General features: G+C 62.7%; 16 protein-coding genes. 7 read left to right on the forward strand and 9 right to left on the reverse strand.

What is annotated here, in order from left to right; all coding sequences use genetic code 11:
• Entirely contained in the window at nt 1-816 is an 816-nt protein-coding gene (locus O7A05_RS00320) for an alpha/beta hydrolase (RefSeq protein WP_337090959.1), read from the forward strand.
• Nucleotides 817-1016: 200 nt separating this feature from the next.
• Here O7A05_RS00320 and O7A05_RS00325 read toward each other — a convergent pair whose 3' ends face one another.
• Both O7A05_RS00325 and O7A05_RS00330 read right to left on the reverse strand, forming a co-directional pair.
• The gene (locus O7A05_RS00325; protein WP_337090960.1) at nt 1017-2186 is read right to left on the reverse strand and encodes an acetate/propionate family kinase; all 1170 of its coding nucleotides are present in this window, start codon (nt 2184-2186) and stop codon (nt 1017-1019) included.
• Nucleotides 2183-4567 (reverse strand): phosphoketolase family protein, encoded by a 2385-nt coding sequence (locus tag O7A05_RS00330; protein WP_415926932.1) that lies wholly within the window; start codon nt 4565-4567, stop codon nt 2183-2185. Before O7A05_RS00330 ends, O7A05_RS00325 begins: the two co-directional genes overlap by 4 nt.
• A gap of 417 nt (nt 4568-4984) precedes the next feature.
• Between O7A05_RS00330 and O7A05_RS00335 the strand changes: the two genes are divergently transcribed.
• The 4 genes from O7A05_RS00335 to O7A05_RS00350 all read left to right on the forward strand — a co-directional run bounded on the left by O7A05_RS00335 (nt 4985) and on the right by O7A05_RS00350 (nt 9439).
• On the forward strand, nt 4985-6745 hold the full coding sequence (locus O7A05_RS00335) for a thiamine pyrophosphate-dependent enzyme (RefSeq protein WP_337090962.1): 1761 nt from the start codon (nt 4985-4987) through the stop codon (nt 6743-6745).
• A gap of 12 nt (nt 6746-6757) precedes the next feature.
• Nucleotides 6758-8749, forward strand: coding sequence for a protein-L-isoaspartate(D-aspartate) O-methyltransferase (locus O7A05_RS00340; protein WP_337090963.1), 1992 nt, complete (start codon nt 6758-6760; stop codon nt 8747-8749).
• Between the two features lie 55 nt (nt 8750-8804).
• Nucleotides 8805-9008 carry a hypothetical protein gene (locus O7A05_RS00345; protein ID WP_337090964.1) on the forward strand — a complete coding sequence of 68 codons (204 nt, stop codon included), beginning with the start codon at nt 8805-8807 and terminating at the stop codon, nt 9006-9008.
• Between the two features lie 131 nt (nt 9009-9139).
• Nucleotides 9140-9439, forward strand: a complete 300-nt coding sequence (locus O7A05_RS00350) for a hypothetical protein (RefSeq protein ID WP_337090965.1) — start codon at nt 9140-9142, stop codon at nt 9437-9439.
• Between the two features lie 92 nt (nt 9440-9531).
• On the opposite strand, the gene O7A05_RS00355 is transcribed toward O7A05_RS00350, so the two are convergent.
• Together O7A05_RS00355 and O7A05_RS00360 are read right to left on the reverse strand one after the other, a co-directional pair.
• The gene (locus tag O7A05_RS00355) at nt 9532-9810 is read right to left on the reverse strand and encodes a hypothetical protein (RefSeq protein WP_337090966.1); all 279 of its coding nucleotides are present in this window, start codon (nt 9808-9810) and stop codon (nt 9532-9534) included.
• A 250-nt stretch (nt 9811-10060) separates the two neighbouring features.
• Complete coding sequence (locus tag O7A05_RS00360; RefSeq protein WP_337090967.1) at nt 10061-10372, reverse strand: hypothetical protein; 312 nt, start codon at nt 10370-10372, stop codon at nt 10061-10063.
• Nucleotides 10373-10516: 144 nt separating this feature from the next.
• Here O7A05_RS00360 and O7A05_RS00365 point away from each other — a divergent pair, with 144 nt between their 5' ends.
• Both O7A05_RS00365 and O7A05_RS00370 read left to right on the forward strand, forming a co-directional pair.
• A complete protein-coding gene (locus tag O7A05_RS00365; RefSeq protein WP_337090968.1) occupies nt 10517-10720 on the forward strand; it encodes a DUF2934 domain-containing protein in 204 nt (67 codons plus the stop codon).
• 13 nt (nt 10721-10733) lie between these two features.
• Entirely contained in the window at nt 10734-10871 is a 138-nt protein-coding gene (locus O7A05_RS00370) for a hypothetical protein (protein ID WP_337090969.1), read from the forward strand.
• A 252-nt stretch (nt 10872-11123) separates the two neighbouring features.
• Here the strand turns inward: O7A05_RS00370 and O7A05_RS00375 are convergent, their stop codons facing one another.
• The 5 genes from O7A05_RS00375 to O7A05_RS00395 all read right to left on the reverse strand — a co-directional run bounded on the left by O7A05_RS00375 (nt 11124) and on the right by O7A05_RS00395 (nt 16459).
• Nucleotides 11124-11555 (reverse strand): hypothetical protein, encoded by a 432-nt coding sequence (locus tag O7A05_RS00375; RefSeq protein ID WP_337090970.1) that lies wholly within the window; start codon nt 11553-11555, stop codon nt 11124-11126.
• A 397-nt stretch (nt 11556-11952) separates the two neighbouring features.
• A complete protein-coding gene (locus O7A05_RS00380; RefSeq protein WP_337090972.1) occupies nt 11953-12138 on the reverse strand; it encodes a hypothetical protein in 186 nt (61 codons plus the stop codon).
• Nucleotides 12139-12583: 445 nt separating this feature from the next.
• Nucleotides 12584-14863, reverse strand: a complete 2280-nt coding sequence (locus O7A05_RS00385; protein ID WP_337090973.1) for a xanthine dehydrogenase family protein molybdopterin-binding subunit — start codon at nt 14861-14863, stop codon at nt 12584-12586.
• A 2-nt stretch (nt 14864-14865) separates the two neighbouring features.
• Complete coding sequence (locus O7A05_RS00390; protein ID WP_337090974.1) at nt 14866-15888, reverse strand: FAD binding domain-containing protein; 1023 nt, start codon at nt 15886-15888, stop codon at nt 14866-14868.
• A gap of 1 nt (nt 15889) precedes the next feature.
• Nucleotides 15890-16459 carry a (2Fe-2S)-binding protein gene (locus O7A05_RS00395; RefSeq protein WP_337090975.1) on the reverse strand — a complete coding sequence of 190 codons (570 nt, stop codon included), beginning with the start codon at nt 16457-16459 and terminating at the stop codon, nt 15890-15892.
• Nucleotides 16460-16616 lie beyond the last annotated feature (157 nt).

Raw genomic sequence — 16616 nt, forward strand, 5'->3', positions numbered from 1 at the left:
ATGGCGAAAGACCCGTTCCGCACCCGTGATCACGTCGTCGAGTTTGACGAGATCGTCGCCGAGATTGTTCGCAGAAGCGCGGAGACCAGGGCGAGGATCCCGATGGTCGCCGATGTCGCCTACGGACCGAGCCGCGCCGAAACCCTGGACTTGTTCTTCCCGGAAGGGAGGCGCGATCGGCTGCCGGTGCACATGTTCATCCACGGCGGCTATTGGCGCATGTTTTCCAAGAGCGACTATTCTTATGTCGCCGAGACCGTCACAAGCGCAGGAGCCATCGCGGCTATCGTTGGCTATGCGTTGATGCCTGCCGTCAGGATGGCTGCAATCGTGGATCAGGTTCGCCGGGCAAGACGGTGGGTAGGTGAGAGGATCGCAAATTTTGGCGGCGATCCCGGGCAACTCACAATCAGCGGACATTCAGCGGGGGCGCACCTTGCTACCATGCTCTTCAACGATGGCAGCCGGCCGTCCGGCATCAAGGGAGCAATGCTGCTTGGCGGGCTTTATGACCTGAAGCCGTTGCAAAGCTCCTTCCTTGCTGGTGAGATCGCGCTCACCGACGAAGAAGTGGCCGGCTTTTCGCCGATCGGCCATCGTTTCGATATTCCGGTGGCGGTCGAGATCGCGGTCGGAAGCGACGAGACACCCCCTTTCCATGGTCAAGCTGCAGCGTTTGCCGAGCACCTGGAACGGCAAGGACTGGCCGTTTCGCGCTCAAGCTTAGCGGGCGCAAATCATATGAGCAGCATTCGCGATCTCGGCATGCCCGGCACACAGGCTTCGGCTTTGTTGACTCGTCTGCTGGCCAGATGAAAGGCTTAGACGCCAGAGGTCGAAAGTCGCTTTTCGTAAGGATGGATCTACTCCGAACGCTATGAGGCGCATTTCGGACGGCAATATCCGGGTCACGGAAGCAGACCCTGGCGCCCCTGTTGATGTGGACGCTTCCGGGCAGCCAATCAAAGCGATTGCCAAACGGACGATGGCGTCGTCACCGCTTGGAGCATGCGCGGCTAGATCTCACTGGTTGCCTTAAGCACGTGTCGCGCAATGACGCTCTCCTCGTCGGTCGGCACAACCCTGATCTCGACAGTGCTGGCGGGTGTGCTGATTGTTGGCGCGTGGCGTAGATTTGCATCATCGTCGATCGCGACGCCCAGCCAGTCGAGCCTGCCGCAGATAGCCTTTCGGACAGCGCCGGAATGTTCGCCAATTCCTGCTGTAAAGACGAGGCAGTCGAGGCCGCCCAATGTGTTGGCAAGCGCGGCGATCTCTCGGGTCGCACGGAAGACGAAAAGCTCAAAGGCTTCGCGGGCCTTCGGATCGGCACTCGCCTCCAACTCGCGCATGTCTGCGGACATTTCCGAAATGCCGAGCAGACCGGATTTCTCGTAAAGGAGGTGCTGAAGTTCGTGCGGCGCCATACCCTCGTGTTGCAATAGGTAGAGCAGCACGCCCGGATCAAGTGCTCCGCAACGCGTCCCCATGACCAATCCGTCCAGCGTAGAAAAGCCCATGGTCGTGTCGACGCTGGCGCCGTTTCGCATGGCGCACAGGCTGGCCCCATTGCCGAGATGGGCGACGATCGTACGTCGGTCAGATTTTCCCTCTGCCTGAAGCCGGCTTGCGATGGATTCGTAGGAGAGGCCATGGAAACCATAGCGGCGAATGCCTTTCCTTTCATAGGCTCTCGGCAGGGCGAAGCGGCTCGCCGGCGGCCTGATCGTGCGGTGGAAGGCAGTATCGAAACATCCGATTTGTCGAAGCCGCGGCCTCATTCTCGCGATGGCGCGGATCGGGTTAATGCTGCGAGGCTGATGCAGCGGCGAGAGCGGCGAGAGCGCATCGATGGCGTCTATCTGCTCAGGCGTTAACACGATGGGATCGAAAAACAACGTTCCGCCGTGGACGATACGATGGCCGCAGGCAGTGACGCGGCGCTCGCCGGATTCCGTTTCGATCCAAGTCAGCACTGCCTCAATGACATCCTCCAGGCTGCCGTTCGGCAAGGCGCGATCGACCAGGGGCTTCCCCTTTTCCGCCTCTGCCTTGATGTGTGCCGGGAGACCCATCTCCACTGATCCGCGCGCCGCCGGACGCGGCTCGCCTGGGCAGCCGATGTCGTAGACCCCAAACTTGAGGCTGGATGAACCAGCGTTCAGCGCCAGGATTGCCTCGTTCATCGGACGCCGGCCCCGCCCGCTTCGCGCCGCCACGTCCAGTTGCGGATTTCCGGCATATCCTCGCCGTGCTCGTACACATAGGCCTTATGTTCCTCGAGCTTCTTCTTAAGGGTGGCCGAGAACTGAGCGGAGCGCTGGGACAGTTGCGGAAGCCAGCGCAACGCCGCCAAAGTAAGATGGAACCGATCGATCTGGTTCATCACCGCCATGTCGAAAGGCGTGGTCGTCGTGCCTTCCTCGCGAAAACCGTGGACATGGATATTGTCGTGGTTGGCGCGCCGGTAAGTCAGCCTGTGAATGAGATAGGGATATCCATGATAGGCGAAGATTACCGGCCTATCCTTTGTGAACAGCGCATCGAACGTCTCGTCGGAAAAGCCATGCGGATGTTCGCTGCGGGCTTGCAGCGTCATCAGATCCACCACGTTGACGACTCTGATCCGCAGTCCAGGCGAATCGGCGACAAGAAGATCGACGGCGGCAAGCGTCTCCATGGTGGGCACGTCACCGGCGCAAGCCATAACCAGGTCGGGCTCCTCATCGGCAGGACAGGTCGACGCCCATTCCCATATGCCTGCACCGGCCTTGCAGTGGCCTTCCGCCTCTTGCGCCGTCAGCCACTGAGGAGCTGGCTGCTTGCCGGCGGTGATGACGTTGATGCGGTTCCATGTGCGCAGGCAATGGTCGGCGACCCATAGCAGCGTATTGGCATCCGGTGGAAAATACAGCCGCACGGTATCGGCCTTCTTGTTCGCCACGAAATCCGAAAAGCCCGGATCCTGGTGGCTGAAGCCATTGTGATCCTGACGCCAGACATGTGAAGTCAGCAGATAGTTGAGCGACGCGATCGGTTCGCGCCAGGAAAGTTCCGCCGAGGTCTTCAGCCATTTGGCGTGCTGGTTGACCATGGAATCGACGATATGGATGAAGGCTTCGTAGCAGGAGAACAGGCCGTGCCTGCCTGTCAGCAGATAGCCTTCCAGCCAGCCTTGGCACAGGTGCTCGGAAAGCACTTCCATCACCCGCCCTTCAGGGGCGAGATGGACGTCATAGGGCTCGATGCCTTCCATCCAGACGCGATCCGTAGCCTCGAAAACAGCGTCGAGCCGGTTCGATGACGTCTCATCTGGACCCATCAATCGAAAATTACGCGAGGCGGCGTTCAACCTAACGACGTCGCGCAGGTAAGCCCCCAGGATGTGAGTGCCTTCCGCCGTCCGCCCGCCAGGCGCCGGCACATCGACAGCGAAGCTCTTCCAATCGGGTAGGGCAAGGTCCTTCTTGAGCAGCCCGCCATTGGCATAGGGCGATGCGCCCATGCGTTTGGTTCCTTCGGGCGCTAGCGCGGCGATCTCCGGCAGGAGGCGGCCTTCCGTGTCGAACAGTTCGTCCGGCCCGTAGCTGCGCATCCATTCCTCGAGGATTTGGCGATGCGCATCGTCATCGCGAGCATTCGAGACCGGAACCTGATGCGCGCGCCAGAAACCTTCTACCTTTTTGCCATCGACCTCCTTCGGCCCGGTCCAACCCTTCGGACTCCGAAGCACGATCATCGGCCAGCGCGGCAGCCCGGTGCTTCCTGTCGTTGTCCGGGCAGTTGTCTGGATATCGCGGATGCGCTCCATGACCTGGTCCAGTGTCGCGGCCATGAGCGCATGCATGGGCTCCGGATCGCTGCCCTCGACGAAAAACGGCTCATATCCGTACCCGATGAAAAGACTTCTCAGATCATCGTCATTCATTCGCCCCATCAATGTCGGATTCGCGATCTTGTAGCCGTTGAGATGCAGGATCGGCAGGACCGCACCGTCGGTCCGGGGATTCAGGAATTTGCTGGAGTGCCAGGTGGCTGCCAGAGGCCCGGTCTCGGCTTCGCCATCCCCCACGACGCATGCGACCACCAGATCCGGGTTGTCGAACGCCGCGCCGAAGCCATGGACCAGAGCATAGCCGAGTTCGCCGCCCTCGTGGATCGAGCCGGGCGTCTCCGGCGCGGCATGGCTTGGCACGCCGCCCGGGAAAGAGAACTGTTTGAACAGTTCCTTCATGCCTTCGCTATCGCGACCGATATCGGGATAGATCTCGCTGTAGGTCCCTTCCAGCCATGTATTGGCAACCATGGCCGGGCCGCCATGACCAGGACCGCAGATGAAGAGCATGTCAAGGTCACGCTCTCTGATCAGCCGGTTCAAATGCACGTAGATGAAGTTCAGGCCAGGGGTCGTTCCCCAGTGTCCGAGCAATCTCGGTTTCACGTGCTCGGCGCGCAGAGGTTCTCTAAGCAGCGGGTTGTCCATCAGGTAGATCTGACCGACCGAAACGTAATTCGCCGCCCGCCAGTATCGATCCATCATTGCGAACTGCGGTGACCTGCTGCTCATGGCCTCGCTCCTTCCGACGTTTTGCCGGCCGTTATCCCCCTCACTGGATGCACGGCGATTGATGTCTGAGAGAATTACGATGACCGCACCCGACATTTCTGATCCGGAACGGCACGCCCGCCTGTGCCGCCGATCTTCCTCAACCCGAAGAGCCGCCAGGCGTTCCCTCGCCGCCGCCAAATCCCGTTCCTTCGCCATGGCCGGCCGGGATACCGCCTCGGCCCGTGCGAATTGCCGGCCTCCGTCGCGTCTTCCTATCGGGCGCTGCGGGGTTTCTTCATCACAGCTGTACTGGCGCTTTGCATCGAGGGGCTTTCGGCGGTTGAGCGCATTCTGGGCGCTTTGGTTTGTTGCGGCCGCCAACGAGGGAACCAACCGCAATCCTGATGGTTCGGAAACCAACAGCGGAGCCTCGCAATGCCCAATGCAGCCGAAATCCTCGTCGACACCTTGATTGCCTGGAACGTCGAAGTCGTGTTCGGGCTCCCCGGCGACGGCATCAACGGCGTCATGGAGGCGCTGCGCAAAAACCAGGACAAAATTTCTTTCGTTCAAGTGCGGCACGAGGAGTCGGCCGCTTTCATGGCCTGCGCCTACGCGAAATGGACAGGCAGGCTCGGCGTATGCCTCGCAACGTCCGGACCCGGCGGCACCCACCTTCTGACCGGCCTTTATGATGCCAAGCTCGATCAGGCCCCGGTGTTGGCGATCACCGGCATGCAGTTCCACGATCTCATCGAGACATTCACGCAGCAGGACGTCGATCTGACGCGCGTCTTCAACGATGTGAGCGTCTATAACGTCCAGGTTTCGGATGCAGCGCATATGGAGAACGTGGCGAGCCTTGCCTGCCGCACGGCGCTCGCCCGCAAGGGCGTAGCTCATCTTTCGATAGCCAGCGATATCCAGGAACAGCCGGCCGACGCGGCCAAGCGCTCCAAGCGCAACCGGCCGGCGCACACGCCGCAGGACATGTTCGCTCCTCACTGCCTCGCCGAGGATGCGGAGTTGGACAAGGCCGCAGCAATCCTCAACGACGCGCGGCGCGTGGCGATCCTGGCGGGACGCGGAGCCATCGGCGCAGCGGCCGAACTCCAAGACACGGCGAGGCTGCTGAAGGCGCCGATCGTCAAGGCGCTGCTCGGCAAGGCGGTGCTGCCGGACGATCATCCCTATACCACCGGCGGCATCGGCATTCTGGGCACCTTGCCCTCGCAGCAGGCGATGGAAACCTGCGATGCCGTCCTCATTGTCGGCTCGACCTTCCCCTACATCGAATATTATCCGCAGCCGGGCAAGGCGCGTGGCGTCCAGATCGACTGCGACGCGCAGCGCATCGGCTTGCGCTTCCCGGTCGAGGCCGGCCTGGTCGGTGACGCGGCGGAGACCTTGCGCGCCCTCAACAAGCGGCTGGAGCAAAAGCGCGATGGCGAATTCCTGGGGACGGCGCAAAACTCGATGCAAAAATGGCGCGAGATGATGCACCAATCCGAAGACAGCTCGGCGCATCCGCTCAAGCCGCAGCGCGTCGCGCGCGCCTTCGGCGAACGCCTCGCCGAAAACACGATACTGGCGGCCGATTCCGGTCAGAACACGGAACTGGCCGCGCGCCATGTCGATCTTGGCGTAGGGCAAGCGTTCGGCGTTTCGGGCGCGCTTGCCTCCATGTCCTGCGGTTTGAGCTATGCCATCGCCGCGGGCATTGCCTTTCCCGGCCGTCCGGTCGCGGCGATCGTCGGCGATGGCGGGCTCGCCATGCAGCTCGGCGAATTTTCCACGGCAGTGCGCTACGGCATTCCGCTGAAGCTCCTGGTCATCAAGAACAACATGCTGAACCAGATCGCCTGGGAGCAGATGATGTTTCTCGGCAATCCGCAATTCGGCTGCGAATTGCAGCCGATCGATTTTGCCAAGGCTGCGGAGGCGATGGGCGGAAAAGGCTTCAGCATCGAGCGGGCAGACGATGTCGAGCGCGTGCTTGACCAGGCCTTCGCCGCCAGCGGGCCGGTGATCATCGAAGCGCTGGTAGACGCCTATGAGCCGATGATGCCGCCGAAGATGCCGCGGGACTATGCCAAGAACTTCCGCAAGGCGCTGCCCCAGACTCCGAACCGCGACCTGATCGAGGAAAACGTCGCCCGGCAGCCGGCCAAGACGATGATGGAGGCAGGCGAATAGGAGGAAATTCTGATGCTCGATCTTTCCCGCGAGCGCCGTCGGATGGTCGATGTGCATCTCAGCCGCCGCGGCATCCATGATGGGGAGATATTGGCGGCGATGCGGGAGGTTCCGCGCGAAGCCTTCGTAGATCCTGGCTACGAGGAATTCGCCTATGAAGACGGACCGTTGCCGATCGCTGGGGGGCAGACCATATCGCAGCCCTACATCGTCGCCCTCATGCTGGAAATGGCGGAGATCGGTCCGGGCGATCAGGTCCTCGAAGTCGGCACGGGATCAGGCTACGCCGCCGCCGTCATGAGCCGCGTGGTCGACCATGTCTACACGATCGAGCGCCATGCGGCGCTGGCCGAAACAGCACGGCGGCGCTTTCAAAAACTAGGCTACGGCAACATCGAAGTTCGGACCGGCGACGGCACCAGAGGCTGGCCGGAAGCGGCGCCCTTCGACGCCATCGTGGTGGCGGCGAGCGGGCCGGGCGCGCCGCTGGCTTTGCAGCAGCAGCTCGATGTCGGCGGCAGGCTGATAATCCCGGTCGGCGACGATCCCGACGAGCAGCGGCTGCTCAAGGTAACCCGCACCGGCGCATCGACTTACAGCGAGGAGGATTTCGGCGGGGTGCGCTTCGTCCCGTTGATCGGCGAACAGGGCTGGCGGGAGGAAAGCCGGCCAGGGATTGCCCGCACGATGCCGCTTGCCCGCCCGCGCAGCCTGCCGGAGATGATCGCGGCGGCAGCCGAGCCGCTTTTGGACGTCGACGACCCCGGCTTCGCCGAAGCGTTCGACCGGTTTGCGGACCGGCGGATCGTCCTGCTTGGCGAGGCCAGCCATGGCACGTCCGAATTTTACCGGGCGCGCGCTGCGATCACCAAAAGGCTGATCGAGAGACACGGCTTCACCGTCGTCGCGGTCGAGGCCGATTGGCCCGATGCCGCCGCGATCGACCGCTATGTCCGCGGCCGCGGCCCCTCGCCCGGCGCCGATCGGCCGTTCCAGCGCTTTCCGACCTGGATGTGGCGCAACACCGACGTCGCGGCATTCGTGGAATGGCTGCGCGAGCACAATGACAAGGTCAAGGCACTCCAGCCGCAAGCAGGCTTCTATGGCCTCGATATCTACAACATGCGCGGCTCGATCGCCGCCGTCTTGGAGTATCTCGACCGCGTCGACCCGGAAGCGGCAAGGGTTGCGCGGGAACGCTATGGCTGCCTGACGCCGTGGCAGACCGAACCGTCTACCTATGCCCGGGCCGCGCTGACCAAGGGCTATCGCGAATGCGAGAAAGCGGCCCTCGAACAGTGCCGCGACATGCTGGCGAGGCAACTCGATCATGCTGGCCAGGACGGCGACGAACTTTTCGACGCCGCGCAGAACGCCAGGCTCATTGCCTCCGCCGAGCGTTATTACCGCACCATGTACTATGGCGGATCGCAATCCTGGAACCTGCGCGACACGCATATGTTCGAAACGCTGGAACGTATTCTCGGCGCGCGGGGACCGAACGCCAAAGCCGTGGTGTGGGCGCACAATTCCCATATCGGCGACGCCCGTTACACCGAAATGGGAATCTCGCGCGAGGAAGTGAATATCGGCCAACTCTGCCGGCAGCGGTTCGGCGATGCCGCGGCGCTCATCGGTTTCGGCACGCATGCAGGCACTGTCGCCGCAGCGACAGACTGGGACGGCGAGATGGAAATCAAGTCGGTGCGGCCTTCGCGCGAGGACAGCTACGAGCGGCTATGCCACGACGCGGGCATAGAGCGGTTCCTGCTTGACCTCGGACGCGATCCGAAGCTGCGCGACCGGCTGACGGAGCGTCGCCTGGAACGCTTCATCGGCGTGATCTACCGGCCGGAAACCGAACTGCACAGCCATTATGCCGACGCTTCGCTGGCGCGGCAGTTCGACGCCTTCGTCTGGTTCGATGAAACCAGGGCCGTCACGCCTCTTGGCCCCGAGCACGCGGCGGGAGGCATGCCCGAAACCTATCCGTTCGGAGTCTGACGGCGGAACATCCGACGCCGCTTCCCGTTCGGAATGACAAGAGCGAGGAATGGTCATGAGTGGAAACCAGCACCCGAAATCGAAAAAACCGAGCGACGCGGATATGGCGAACGATCCTGGCATCGGCACCTCCAAGGGCACTATCAAGGAGGGCGATGAACTGGAGCATGGCGAGAACACGGTCGAAGTGGACGTCGAGAACGACACCAACGCCGCCGGCGGAATAAACCCGAGGCAGAAAATCCGTACAAACAAATAATCGTTCTTACGTTGCTATGCCTGGAACACCGTAACAACAAAGTATAATTTGTGCATAGCCCGGCTGGAACATCGGCAGAAGTCTCTTGTTTGAATCATATCGCAATCAGGCGATAACATAGGAGACTCCCCATGATTAGACTTTTCTCAGCTTCGGCTGTCGCAATCGTGCTGGCCTCGTCTGCGATGGCGCAATCCAGCGGAACCGGAACCGGCGCCACGACAGGCACCACGGGGGCTACCACCGGGACCAATGGCATGAACAACAACGGCAATGGCGGCACGATCGATCCGAACGCCACAAACAGCACGAACACGACAGCCAATCCCAACGGAGGCAGCGACCGGTGCAAGGACGCGGCCGGCAACGACAACGACAACAACACTGCCAGCGGCAACACCACATCCAACGTGCAGAACTGCAACAAGTAGGCTTGTCAGCCTGCCTCCCTTGCGCACGAAGAAGGCCCGCCTTTCAGGGACGAGCCTTCTTCCTTGGCGATCTTGCGGTCGAGCCGCCCGGCCTACATCCCGCGGTCCGGAACATAAAGGCAGAAGGAGTGCTGGGATTGGATGTCGCCCCCAGGCTTGCACTCGTGAAAATATCCGTCATGCGATCGCTTGATGCGGTGATCGCTGTAGGGGATCAGCTCTCCTGTCGAGAGCTGATAGCCGTATTTCGTCTCCTTCACGTCCGAAGGCGGCGCCTGGTAGCAATCCACCCCGGCGCAGCAGGAAGGATCGTACTGCCAGCCTGCCGGCGCCTGGTGCGCCAATGCCGGGACGCAAAGGAAACTTGCCACGATACTTGCCGGCAAAACCAGCCAGGCCTTCGATCGGCGCTGCTTGGTTGATCGGCAGGCCACCGCGGCTGTCCGCTTTTGGAGGCGTCTGCCTGGGGCTGTTCTGTCCATCGCCGGTCCGCCGTGTCTGCGGCGGCCCCGGATAGGGCCCGGGGCCTCACAATCCGCCGCCGGCATGCGGAAGTCGCCGGCGGCGGTTGCTACCGAACCTGGAAGTCAAAGCTATGTTCCACGGCGTGCCCGGTCCGGCTCATTCCTTCACATAGGCGCCAGGCTGACGGCCGCTCCGGGGCGCCTTTGCGTCCTTGGAGCGCTCCGCGACGGCCGGGCCTGCGCCTGAACTCTTTTCCGTCGCCGGGCTTGGTGTCCGACGGGGCGGATTGCGGCCCTCGGACTGATGGGTTTTGTCCTCGACCTCGCCTTGCTTGCGGCTGAGACCTGGACCGACATGGGGTTTTTCGTTGCTCGCGGCGTCCTGGAAGAACTGGTCGCTTGGATCCGGATCGGTGTTAGGAGGATATTTCCTGGCGCCTGTCTCGCGGCGGTTCTGGCTGTCCTTCATGACGATCTCCTGTTGAATGAAAGATAACATTTCGAAAAGGGCGGCGTTCCAACGCGGCGTGGTCCGATGAAGTCTTGATGGAACAAACCTCTCGTCGGCCGATTAAGTCTTTTCAGCGCCAGCCAAGCGCGAGAGGAGGTCCGCATGGACAGGGAAGCACGCATCAGACAACGCGCCCATGAGATCTGGGAGCGCGAAGGCCGCCCCGAGGAACGCCTGCAGGAACATTGGGATCAGGCCGTCCAGGAGATCGAGTCGGAGGGCTCGGAAGCCGAACGCGGCCCGGTTGCCCCCGATCCGGTGGTTGGCGTCGGCTCCGACCCGATCGTTAACAAGCCAGGCGGCTAGAGCCCGCGCGCCGATGCCTCGTATCATTGCATTGATCATCATCCTGGTGATCGTGGCGGTTGCTGTATGGGTTTGGGCCGACCACACCGGCGGGCGTCCGAGCGGCGGTGCCCAGCAGCCTTCGCCGCACGCTATCGACCAGAATGGCTGAGAGGATTAGTGCCGCCTCACCGGGTCGCGACGTCGTCTCCGGAAGATTTCCCCCACGCTGCTTTGTCATGGTTCGACTTCGTCGTGCCCCGGTGGAATGGTTCCATGCGGCCTGCCGCCTGAACCGATGTGCATAGGCGACGGGGACCGAACAGCCGCCCTCGCATTTCATCGCTCAGTTTCCGTGCGAACTCCTTGTCGCGCGGCGCGCCGAGCCGCCGGCGACCTGCGCTCGCCGGGCGGCTAGCCTTCTTCAATGCAGGAAGCGGCTTCTGAGCCAGGCGAAGAACCGGTTGCCGTTAATCAGCCTGCGCACCCGCGCCGCGGCCCAACTGGCCTGCATCGTCGACCCGGCATGGCAGCTGCAGACGACGTCATGCAATTGCCAATCGGAGAGTTCGAAAAAGCGCTTCGCCTCGCCATAAGTGTCCGATTGCAATCCGGCCGCGCGCAGCAACGGATCATCGAACGCAACCGTGAGCGGGGATCCGTCCGCCCGCACCCGTTCGCGAACTTCAGGATCGACATATTCGGTTCCTGTCAGGGCCGAGAGGCAGCGCAGAGGATTTCGATCGAGCAATTCCGCCCACCGCTCGATCCGCTGCGCTCTTGTTGCCAGGGGAGCCAATCCAAGCCGATCGACGACTGCCACCGATTGAAGTTCATATGAGGTCTGATGCTTCATTGCTGTCTCCTGTGGTTGTGGCGGCGACATCTCACAGCGGCACGGCATATCCTGCCGGGGCATGAAGCCCACGCCTGCGAGGGACAGACCCGGGCCGATCAGGTGTTGCCCACCGATCTTCGACAGACGCCTTTGAAGCGGCGTCTGAACCAAACCCGAACTGCCAGCGATGTCCAATGTTCCCCAGACATCCTTCGCAACGACACGGCTTCCTGCCAGGCTCGATCGCGGCTGCATGTGGCGCGTTAATCGGCACCAATGGACATCGGGCATATTGCAGGGCCAAACGGCTGACCGGTCGCTTCGAGCGCGACGGCGCCAAACATGTGCACTCCGCAGCAGCTGGTCGACTGCAACGATCAGAAAACTCAGATCGTAGGTCCGCCAGCCTTACCGTTTATCGCCCGATCAGCGTCAGCCCGAACAGGATGACAAGCCAAAGCCCGGCGGCCGCGACGGCGAGCCGCGGCAACATGCCGTCAGATGCATGAACAGCATGGCGCTTTGCGGCGGCGCTCGCCAGGTTGAGCGCGACGTTGAACCCGCCGAGATCGACGAAGGACGAGCCGACCGTCAGTGTCATTGGCGTTTTTTGAGAAGATTTGCGGCATCCCCTCGCCGATTCTGCTGAAGGCAAACCCAGAGTTGACGCCCCCTAGCAGTGCTTTCGCCGCTAAGTTCCGAGCCCGTGTCGGAATCAAAGAATGGTGACTGCAACCGGGAGCAGGTCGCGGATTTAGTCCGCAACCACTGCCGCTCCCATGGCCCGGCGGGCCAGTGGGTGACAGAGATCGGCCGGCCGGACTAAAGACTTCAGCGCGTCAGGTCGTTGCGACGCCGCCCCGTCGCTGTGACGGACCGCCCTTCCGCTCCGCCGGCCGCCGGCTTCGGCGCCTGGCGAGGAAATACGTCCAGATCAGAATGAGGATTAGAGGGATGCCCGCGATGGGCAGTACCCACACGCCAAGGTGAAACATGGGTTCCGCCCTGTTAGAGAAAATAGCTGTGCGCATGCATCGCAGGCATGCTCAAGCGAGCAACTGCTCGATTCTTATCGGAAGGTCACGGATGCGCTTGCCCGTCGCGTGGAAGACCGCGCTGGCGACGGCGGCGGCCGTGCCGACATTGCCCAGTTCGCCCAAGCCTTTCACGCCGGCCGGGTTGACCGCGTGGTCGATTTCCGGAACCAGGATCACCTGCAGGTCCTTGATGTCGGCATTGACCGGCACGAGGTAGTCCTGCAGGTCGCGGTTCACGTAGCGGGCGTAGCGTCTGTCGACCTCGGTCGCCTCATGCAGCGCCTGGCCGATGCCCCAGATCATGCCGCCCATCAGCTGGCTGCGCGCCGTGCGCGTGTTCATGATGCGGCCGGCCGCGAACGCGCCGACGATGCGCGGCACTCGGATTTCCCTGGTGTAGCGATTGATGCGCACTTCGACGAACTCGGCGCCGAAGGCATATTTCACCGAGTCCTCGTCCTGATCGCCGCCGTGGAATTCCGGCGTACCCGCATAGAGCTTCTTCAGTGCCTCCGGCGTCGCTCCCTTGGGAGCGAACTCGGCATATTCCTCGATCGCACCGACCTGCATGGCTTTCAGGATGTCCTCCACTTTGGCCGACGCGCCGCTCTTCGCCACGATCTTTCCGTCGACAAGCTCGAATTCCTCATTATGGGAGCCCGCCAGCGGACCGCCCTCGGCAGTCGCGGCGGCAAATAGCTTGGTTCGGATAGCGTCGCAGGCCTTGAGCACCGCCGAACACACGCTGGCCGTGGAGATCGAGCCGCCTGAGACGGGCGCAGGAGGAAGGCTGCTGTCGCCCATTTCGACACCGACCTTGTCGATAGCGACGCCGAGCCGCTCCGACGCCATTTGGCCGGCCACGGTGCGCACGCCGGTGCCGATCTCGTGCGAACCGCATTGCAGGCGCACATCGCCATCGACCGTCAGGCGCACGCGCGCCGCGCATGGCGCGACGGCGGTGGGATAGATTGCCGTGGCGCAGGCCATGCCGATCAGCCAGTCGCCGTCGCGCATCGCGCCGATCTTCGGATCGCGCCTGCCCCATCCGAAGGCCTCTGCCGCCTGGTCGTAGCACTGGATCAGCGAGCGGCTGGAGAACGGTTTCTTGCCGATCGGCTCTGTCTTCGGTTCGTTGATCCGGCGGAACTCGACCGGATCCATGCCAAGCGCCACCGCCATCTCGTCCATGGCGTTTTCGAGCGCATAGACATAAGGCGTCTCGGGCGGCGAACGCATATAGCCCGGCGTGTTGCGGTCGGCCTGCACCAGCGAGACATGGGTCAGCACCGAGCCATAGCCGTACATGCGACCCGTGGCCGACGTGCCGCCGACGACATAGAGATCGGGGCGCGAGGTCACCTCCCAGCCTTCATGCGCGAAAGCGGTGATGCGGCCGTCCTTGCCGGCCCCGATCCTGATGCGGTGCCGCGTTTCAGCCCGGTAGGTCTGGGTGCCGAAAGCCTGCATGCGGCTTGTCACGCAACGCACCGGACGCCCGAGCCGCTTGGCGGCAACGGCAACGATCGCGGTGCGCGGCGTCATCGGCCCTTTCGAGCCGAATGCGCCACCGATGAAGGGGCTTACGATGCGCACATTCGCCGGATCCATCTTCAGCTGCCTGGCAAGCTCGACTTTCCAGCCGGTGACGTTCTGCGAGGGCTCATGCACTATGAGTTGGTCGCCCTGCCAGTACGCGGTCGTCGAGAACAGCTCGATCGGATTGTGGTGCTGGGTGGGCGTCGAATAGCGCTGGTCGATCTTGACCGCCGCCGTGGCAAAGGCGGCGTCGAAGTCGCCGGCCTTGACGTCCTCCTTGAACATCGGGCTTTTGCCGGCCGCCGCAACGGTCTTCGTGCCCGGACTGTCGAAGCTCGCGGCCGGCTTGTCCTCCTCATATTCGGCGCGGATCAACCGCGCCGCCTCTTCGGCCGCCTCGAAGGTCTCGGCAACCGCGAGCGCGATGATCTGGCCGTCATGGAAGATCGTCCGGTCATGCAGTGGACCGATCGACGTGGCGCTGGAATTGCCGAATTTCGGTTTGTCGACCTTGTCCATGTCCCCATAGGTGACGATGTCGAGCAGGCCAGGCACGGCGCGAGCATCGTCGAGACGAAGCTTCGTCACCTTGCCTCTGGCGATGCTGCTGGTGGCCAGCGCGCCATACGCAATGTTGGCGGCCGGCAGGTCGGCGGGGTAGTGCGCCTGCCCGGTGACTTTCAACCGCGCATCGACGCGCGGCAGCGGTTCGCCCTGGTTTTCCTTGGGTCTTGGAGCGGCAGCGTCCATGGTCACACCTTCATGTCACGGGTTTCGAGCAGCGCGCGCACCAATGTCCGCTTGCCGAGTTCGATCTTGAACGCGTTGTGTTGGCGCGGCTGGGCCTCGGCGAAGGCGGCGTCCGCCGCTGCTCCTGCCGATGCATCGTCGAGCTTCTTCCCTTGCAGGATGTGCTCGGCCGCGCTGGCGCGCCACGGCACGGTCGCAACGCCGCCGAGCGCAATGCGTGCCTCGCGCACAGCCTCGCCGTCGAGGTCGAGCGCAACGGCCGCCGAAGCCAGCGCAAAGGCATAGGATTCGCGGTCACGGATCTTCAGATAGAGCGAGCGCCGGCCCCACGGCAGAGCCGGCACCTCGATGGCGGTGATGATCTCGTCGGCGGCGAGATCCGTCTCGATATGCGGCGTATCGCCGGGCTGTCGATGCAGTTTGGCGAACGGGATTTTGCGCGCGCCGCGCGAACCCTCGGTGAGAACGACGGCGTCGAGCGCGATCAGCGCCTGAGCGAAGTCGCCATGATAGGTGGCGATACACGCATTGCTGCCCCCCAGCACCGCATGCTGCCGGTTGAAGCCGTCCATCGCGGCACAGCCCGACCCCGGCATACGTTTGTTGCAAGCCCAAGACGTCTCGCGAAAATATTCGCAGCGCGTGCGTTGCAGGACATTGCCGGCGAGGCTTGCCATGTTGCGGATCTGGCCGCTTGCCGCCAAACGCAAACTCTCGGCAATGACCGGATAGCGCTCCTTGACCTCGCGGTGATCCGCAGCCTCGCCCATCCGCACCAGGGCGCCGAAGCGAATGCCGTCTTCCGTTACCCGGATCTGCCTGAGCTTTTGCTCCTCGAGCCGGTTGAGGTCGAGCAGACGGTTCGGCTCAGCGACCCCCAATTTCATATAATCGGCGAGATTGGTGCCGCCGGCGATGAACTGCGCATTGGCTCGCGTCGGCTGATCGTCGCGGGTCGTGAAGTTGGACGCGAGCGCGACCGCTGCAGAAATGTCGGTCGGTTGTTCATAGACGAAAGGCCGCATCTCAGGCCCCCCTTGTCTCGCCGCGTGCCTGCAGAACGGCTGCGACGATGTTGGGATAGGCGGCGCAGCGGCAGATATTGCCGCTCATATATTCACGGACGTCATTCTCGGATTCGGCGTGACCTTCATTGACGCAGCCGATCGCCGACATGATCTGGCCCGGCGTGCAGTAGCCGCATTGGAAGGCATCGTGGTCGATAAAGGCCTGCTGCATCGGATGCAGCTTGCCGTCTCTGGACGCGAGCCCTTCGATTGTCGTCACGTCCTTGCCGTCGTTCATCACCGCGAAGCTCAGACAAGAGAGCACGCGCTTGCCGTCGACCAGCACCGTGCATGCGCCGCACTGGCCGTGATCGCAGCCCTTCTTGGTGCCGGTGAGCCCGGCGTGATCGCGCAACGCGTCGAGCAGGCTCGTTCTGGGATCGAGCGAAAGCTCGTGACGTTGCTTGTTGATCCGCAACGTCGTGACGACCGGCTCCCTTAGCCGTGCCCCTGACTGTGTGACTTCTTGCGTCTTCGCCGGTGAGCCAAGCAGAGGCACGGCCGCGGCGGCGGACACCGTGCCTGTCATGAAATTTCGCCGGTTGAGAGCAGCAACATGTGAGGCTGAAGACTGGGACATGGCTCGCTCCGTCGCTGGCTGGTCATTGGCCCCAACCGATGACCCGAAGCATTGTTCCGAACTTACTCGCGAACTGGCCGAGATTCACAAAAAGGTGCTGCACGGC

The sequence above is a fragment of the Mesorhizobium argentiipisi (SeqCode) genome, from assembly GCF_037179585.1.
GTDB lineage: Bacteria > Pseudomonadota > Alphaproteobacteria > Rhizobiales > Rhizobiaceae > Mesorhizobium > Mesorhizobium argentiipisi.

Excerpts from the sequence above, each read along its gene's own strand:
- O7A05_RS00320 (WP_337090959.1), top strand. The coding sequence starts at position 1 with ATGGCGAAAGACCCGTTCCGCACCCGTGATCACGTCGTCGAGTTTGAC.
- O7A05_RS00325 (WP_337090960.1), bottom strand. The coding sequence starts at position 2,186 with ATGAACGAGGCAATCCTGGCGCTGAACGCTGGTTCATCCAGCCTCAAG.
- O7A05_RS00330 (WP_415926932.1), bottom strand. The coding sequence starts at position 4,567 with ATGAGCAGCAGGTCACCGCAGTTCGCAATGATGGATCGATACTGGCGG.
- O7A05_RS00335 (WP_337090962.1), top strand. The coding sequence starts at position 4,985 with ATGCCCAATGCAGCCGAAATCCTCGTCGACACCTTGATTGCCTGGAAC.
- O7A05_RS00340 (WP_337090963.1), top strand. The coding sequence starts at position 6,758 with ATGCTCGATCTTTCCCGCGAGCGCCGTCGGATGGTCGATGTGCATCTC.
- O7A05_RS00345 (WP_337090964.1), top strand. The coding sequence starts at position 8,805 with ATGAGTGGAAACCAGCACCCGAAATCGAAAAAACCGAGCGACGCGGAT.
- O7A05_RS00350 (WP_337090965.1), top strand. The coding sequence starts at position 9,140 with ATGATTAGACTTTTCTCAGCTTCGGCTGTCGCAATCGTGCTGGCCTCG.
- O7A05_RS00360 (WP_337090967.1), bottom strand. The coding sequence starts at position 10,372 with ATGAAGGACAGCCAGAACCGCCGCGAGACAGGCGCCAGGAAATATCCT.
- O7A05_RS00365 (WP_337090968.1), top strand. The coding sequence starts at position 10,517 with ATGGACAGGGAAGCACGCATCAGACAACGCGCCCATGAGATCTGGGAG.
- O7A05_RS00370 (WP_337090969.1), top strand. The coding sequence starts at position 10,734 with ATGCCTCGTATCATTGCATTGATCATCATCCTGGTGATCGTGGCGGTT.
- O7A05_RS00375 (WP_337090970.1), bottom strand. The coding sequence starts at position 11,555 with ATGAAGCATCAGACCTCATATGAACTTCAATCGGTGGCAGTCGTCGAT.
- O7A05_RS00380 (WP_337090972.1), bottom strand. The coding sequence starts at position 12,138 with ATGACACTGACGGTCGGCTCGTCCTTCGTCGATCTCGGCGGGTTCAAC.
- O7A05_RS00385 (WP_337090973.1), bottom strand. The coding sequence starts at position 14,863 with ATGGACGCTGCCGCTCCAAGACCCAAGGAAAACCAGGGCGAACCGCTG.
- O7A05_RS00390 (WP_337090974.1), bottom strand. The coding sequence starts at position 15,888 with ATGCGGCCTTTCGTCTATGAACAACCGACCGACATTTCTGCAGCGGTC.
- O7A05_RS00395 (WP_337090975.1), bottom strand. The coding sequence starts at position 16,459 with ATGACAGGCACGGTGTCCGCCGCCGCGGCCGTGCCTCTGCTTGGCTCA.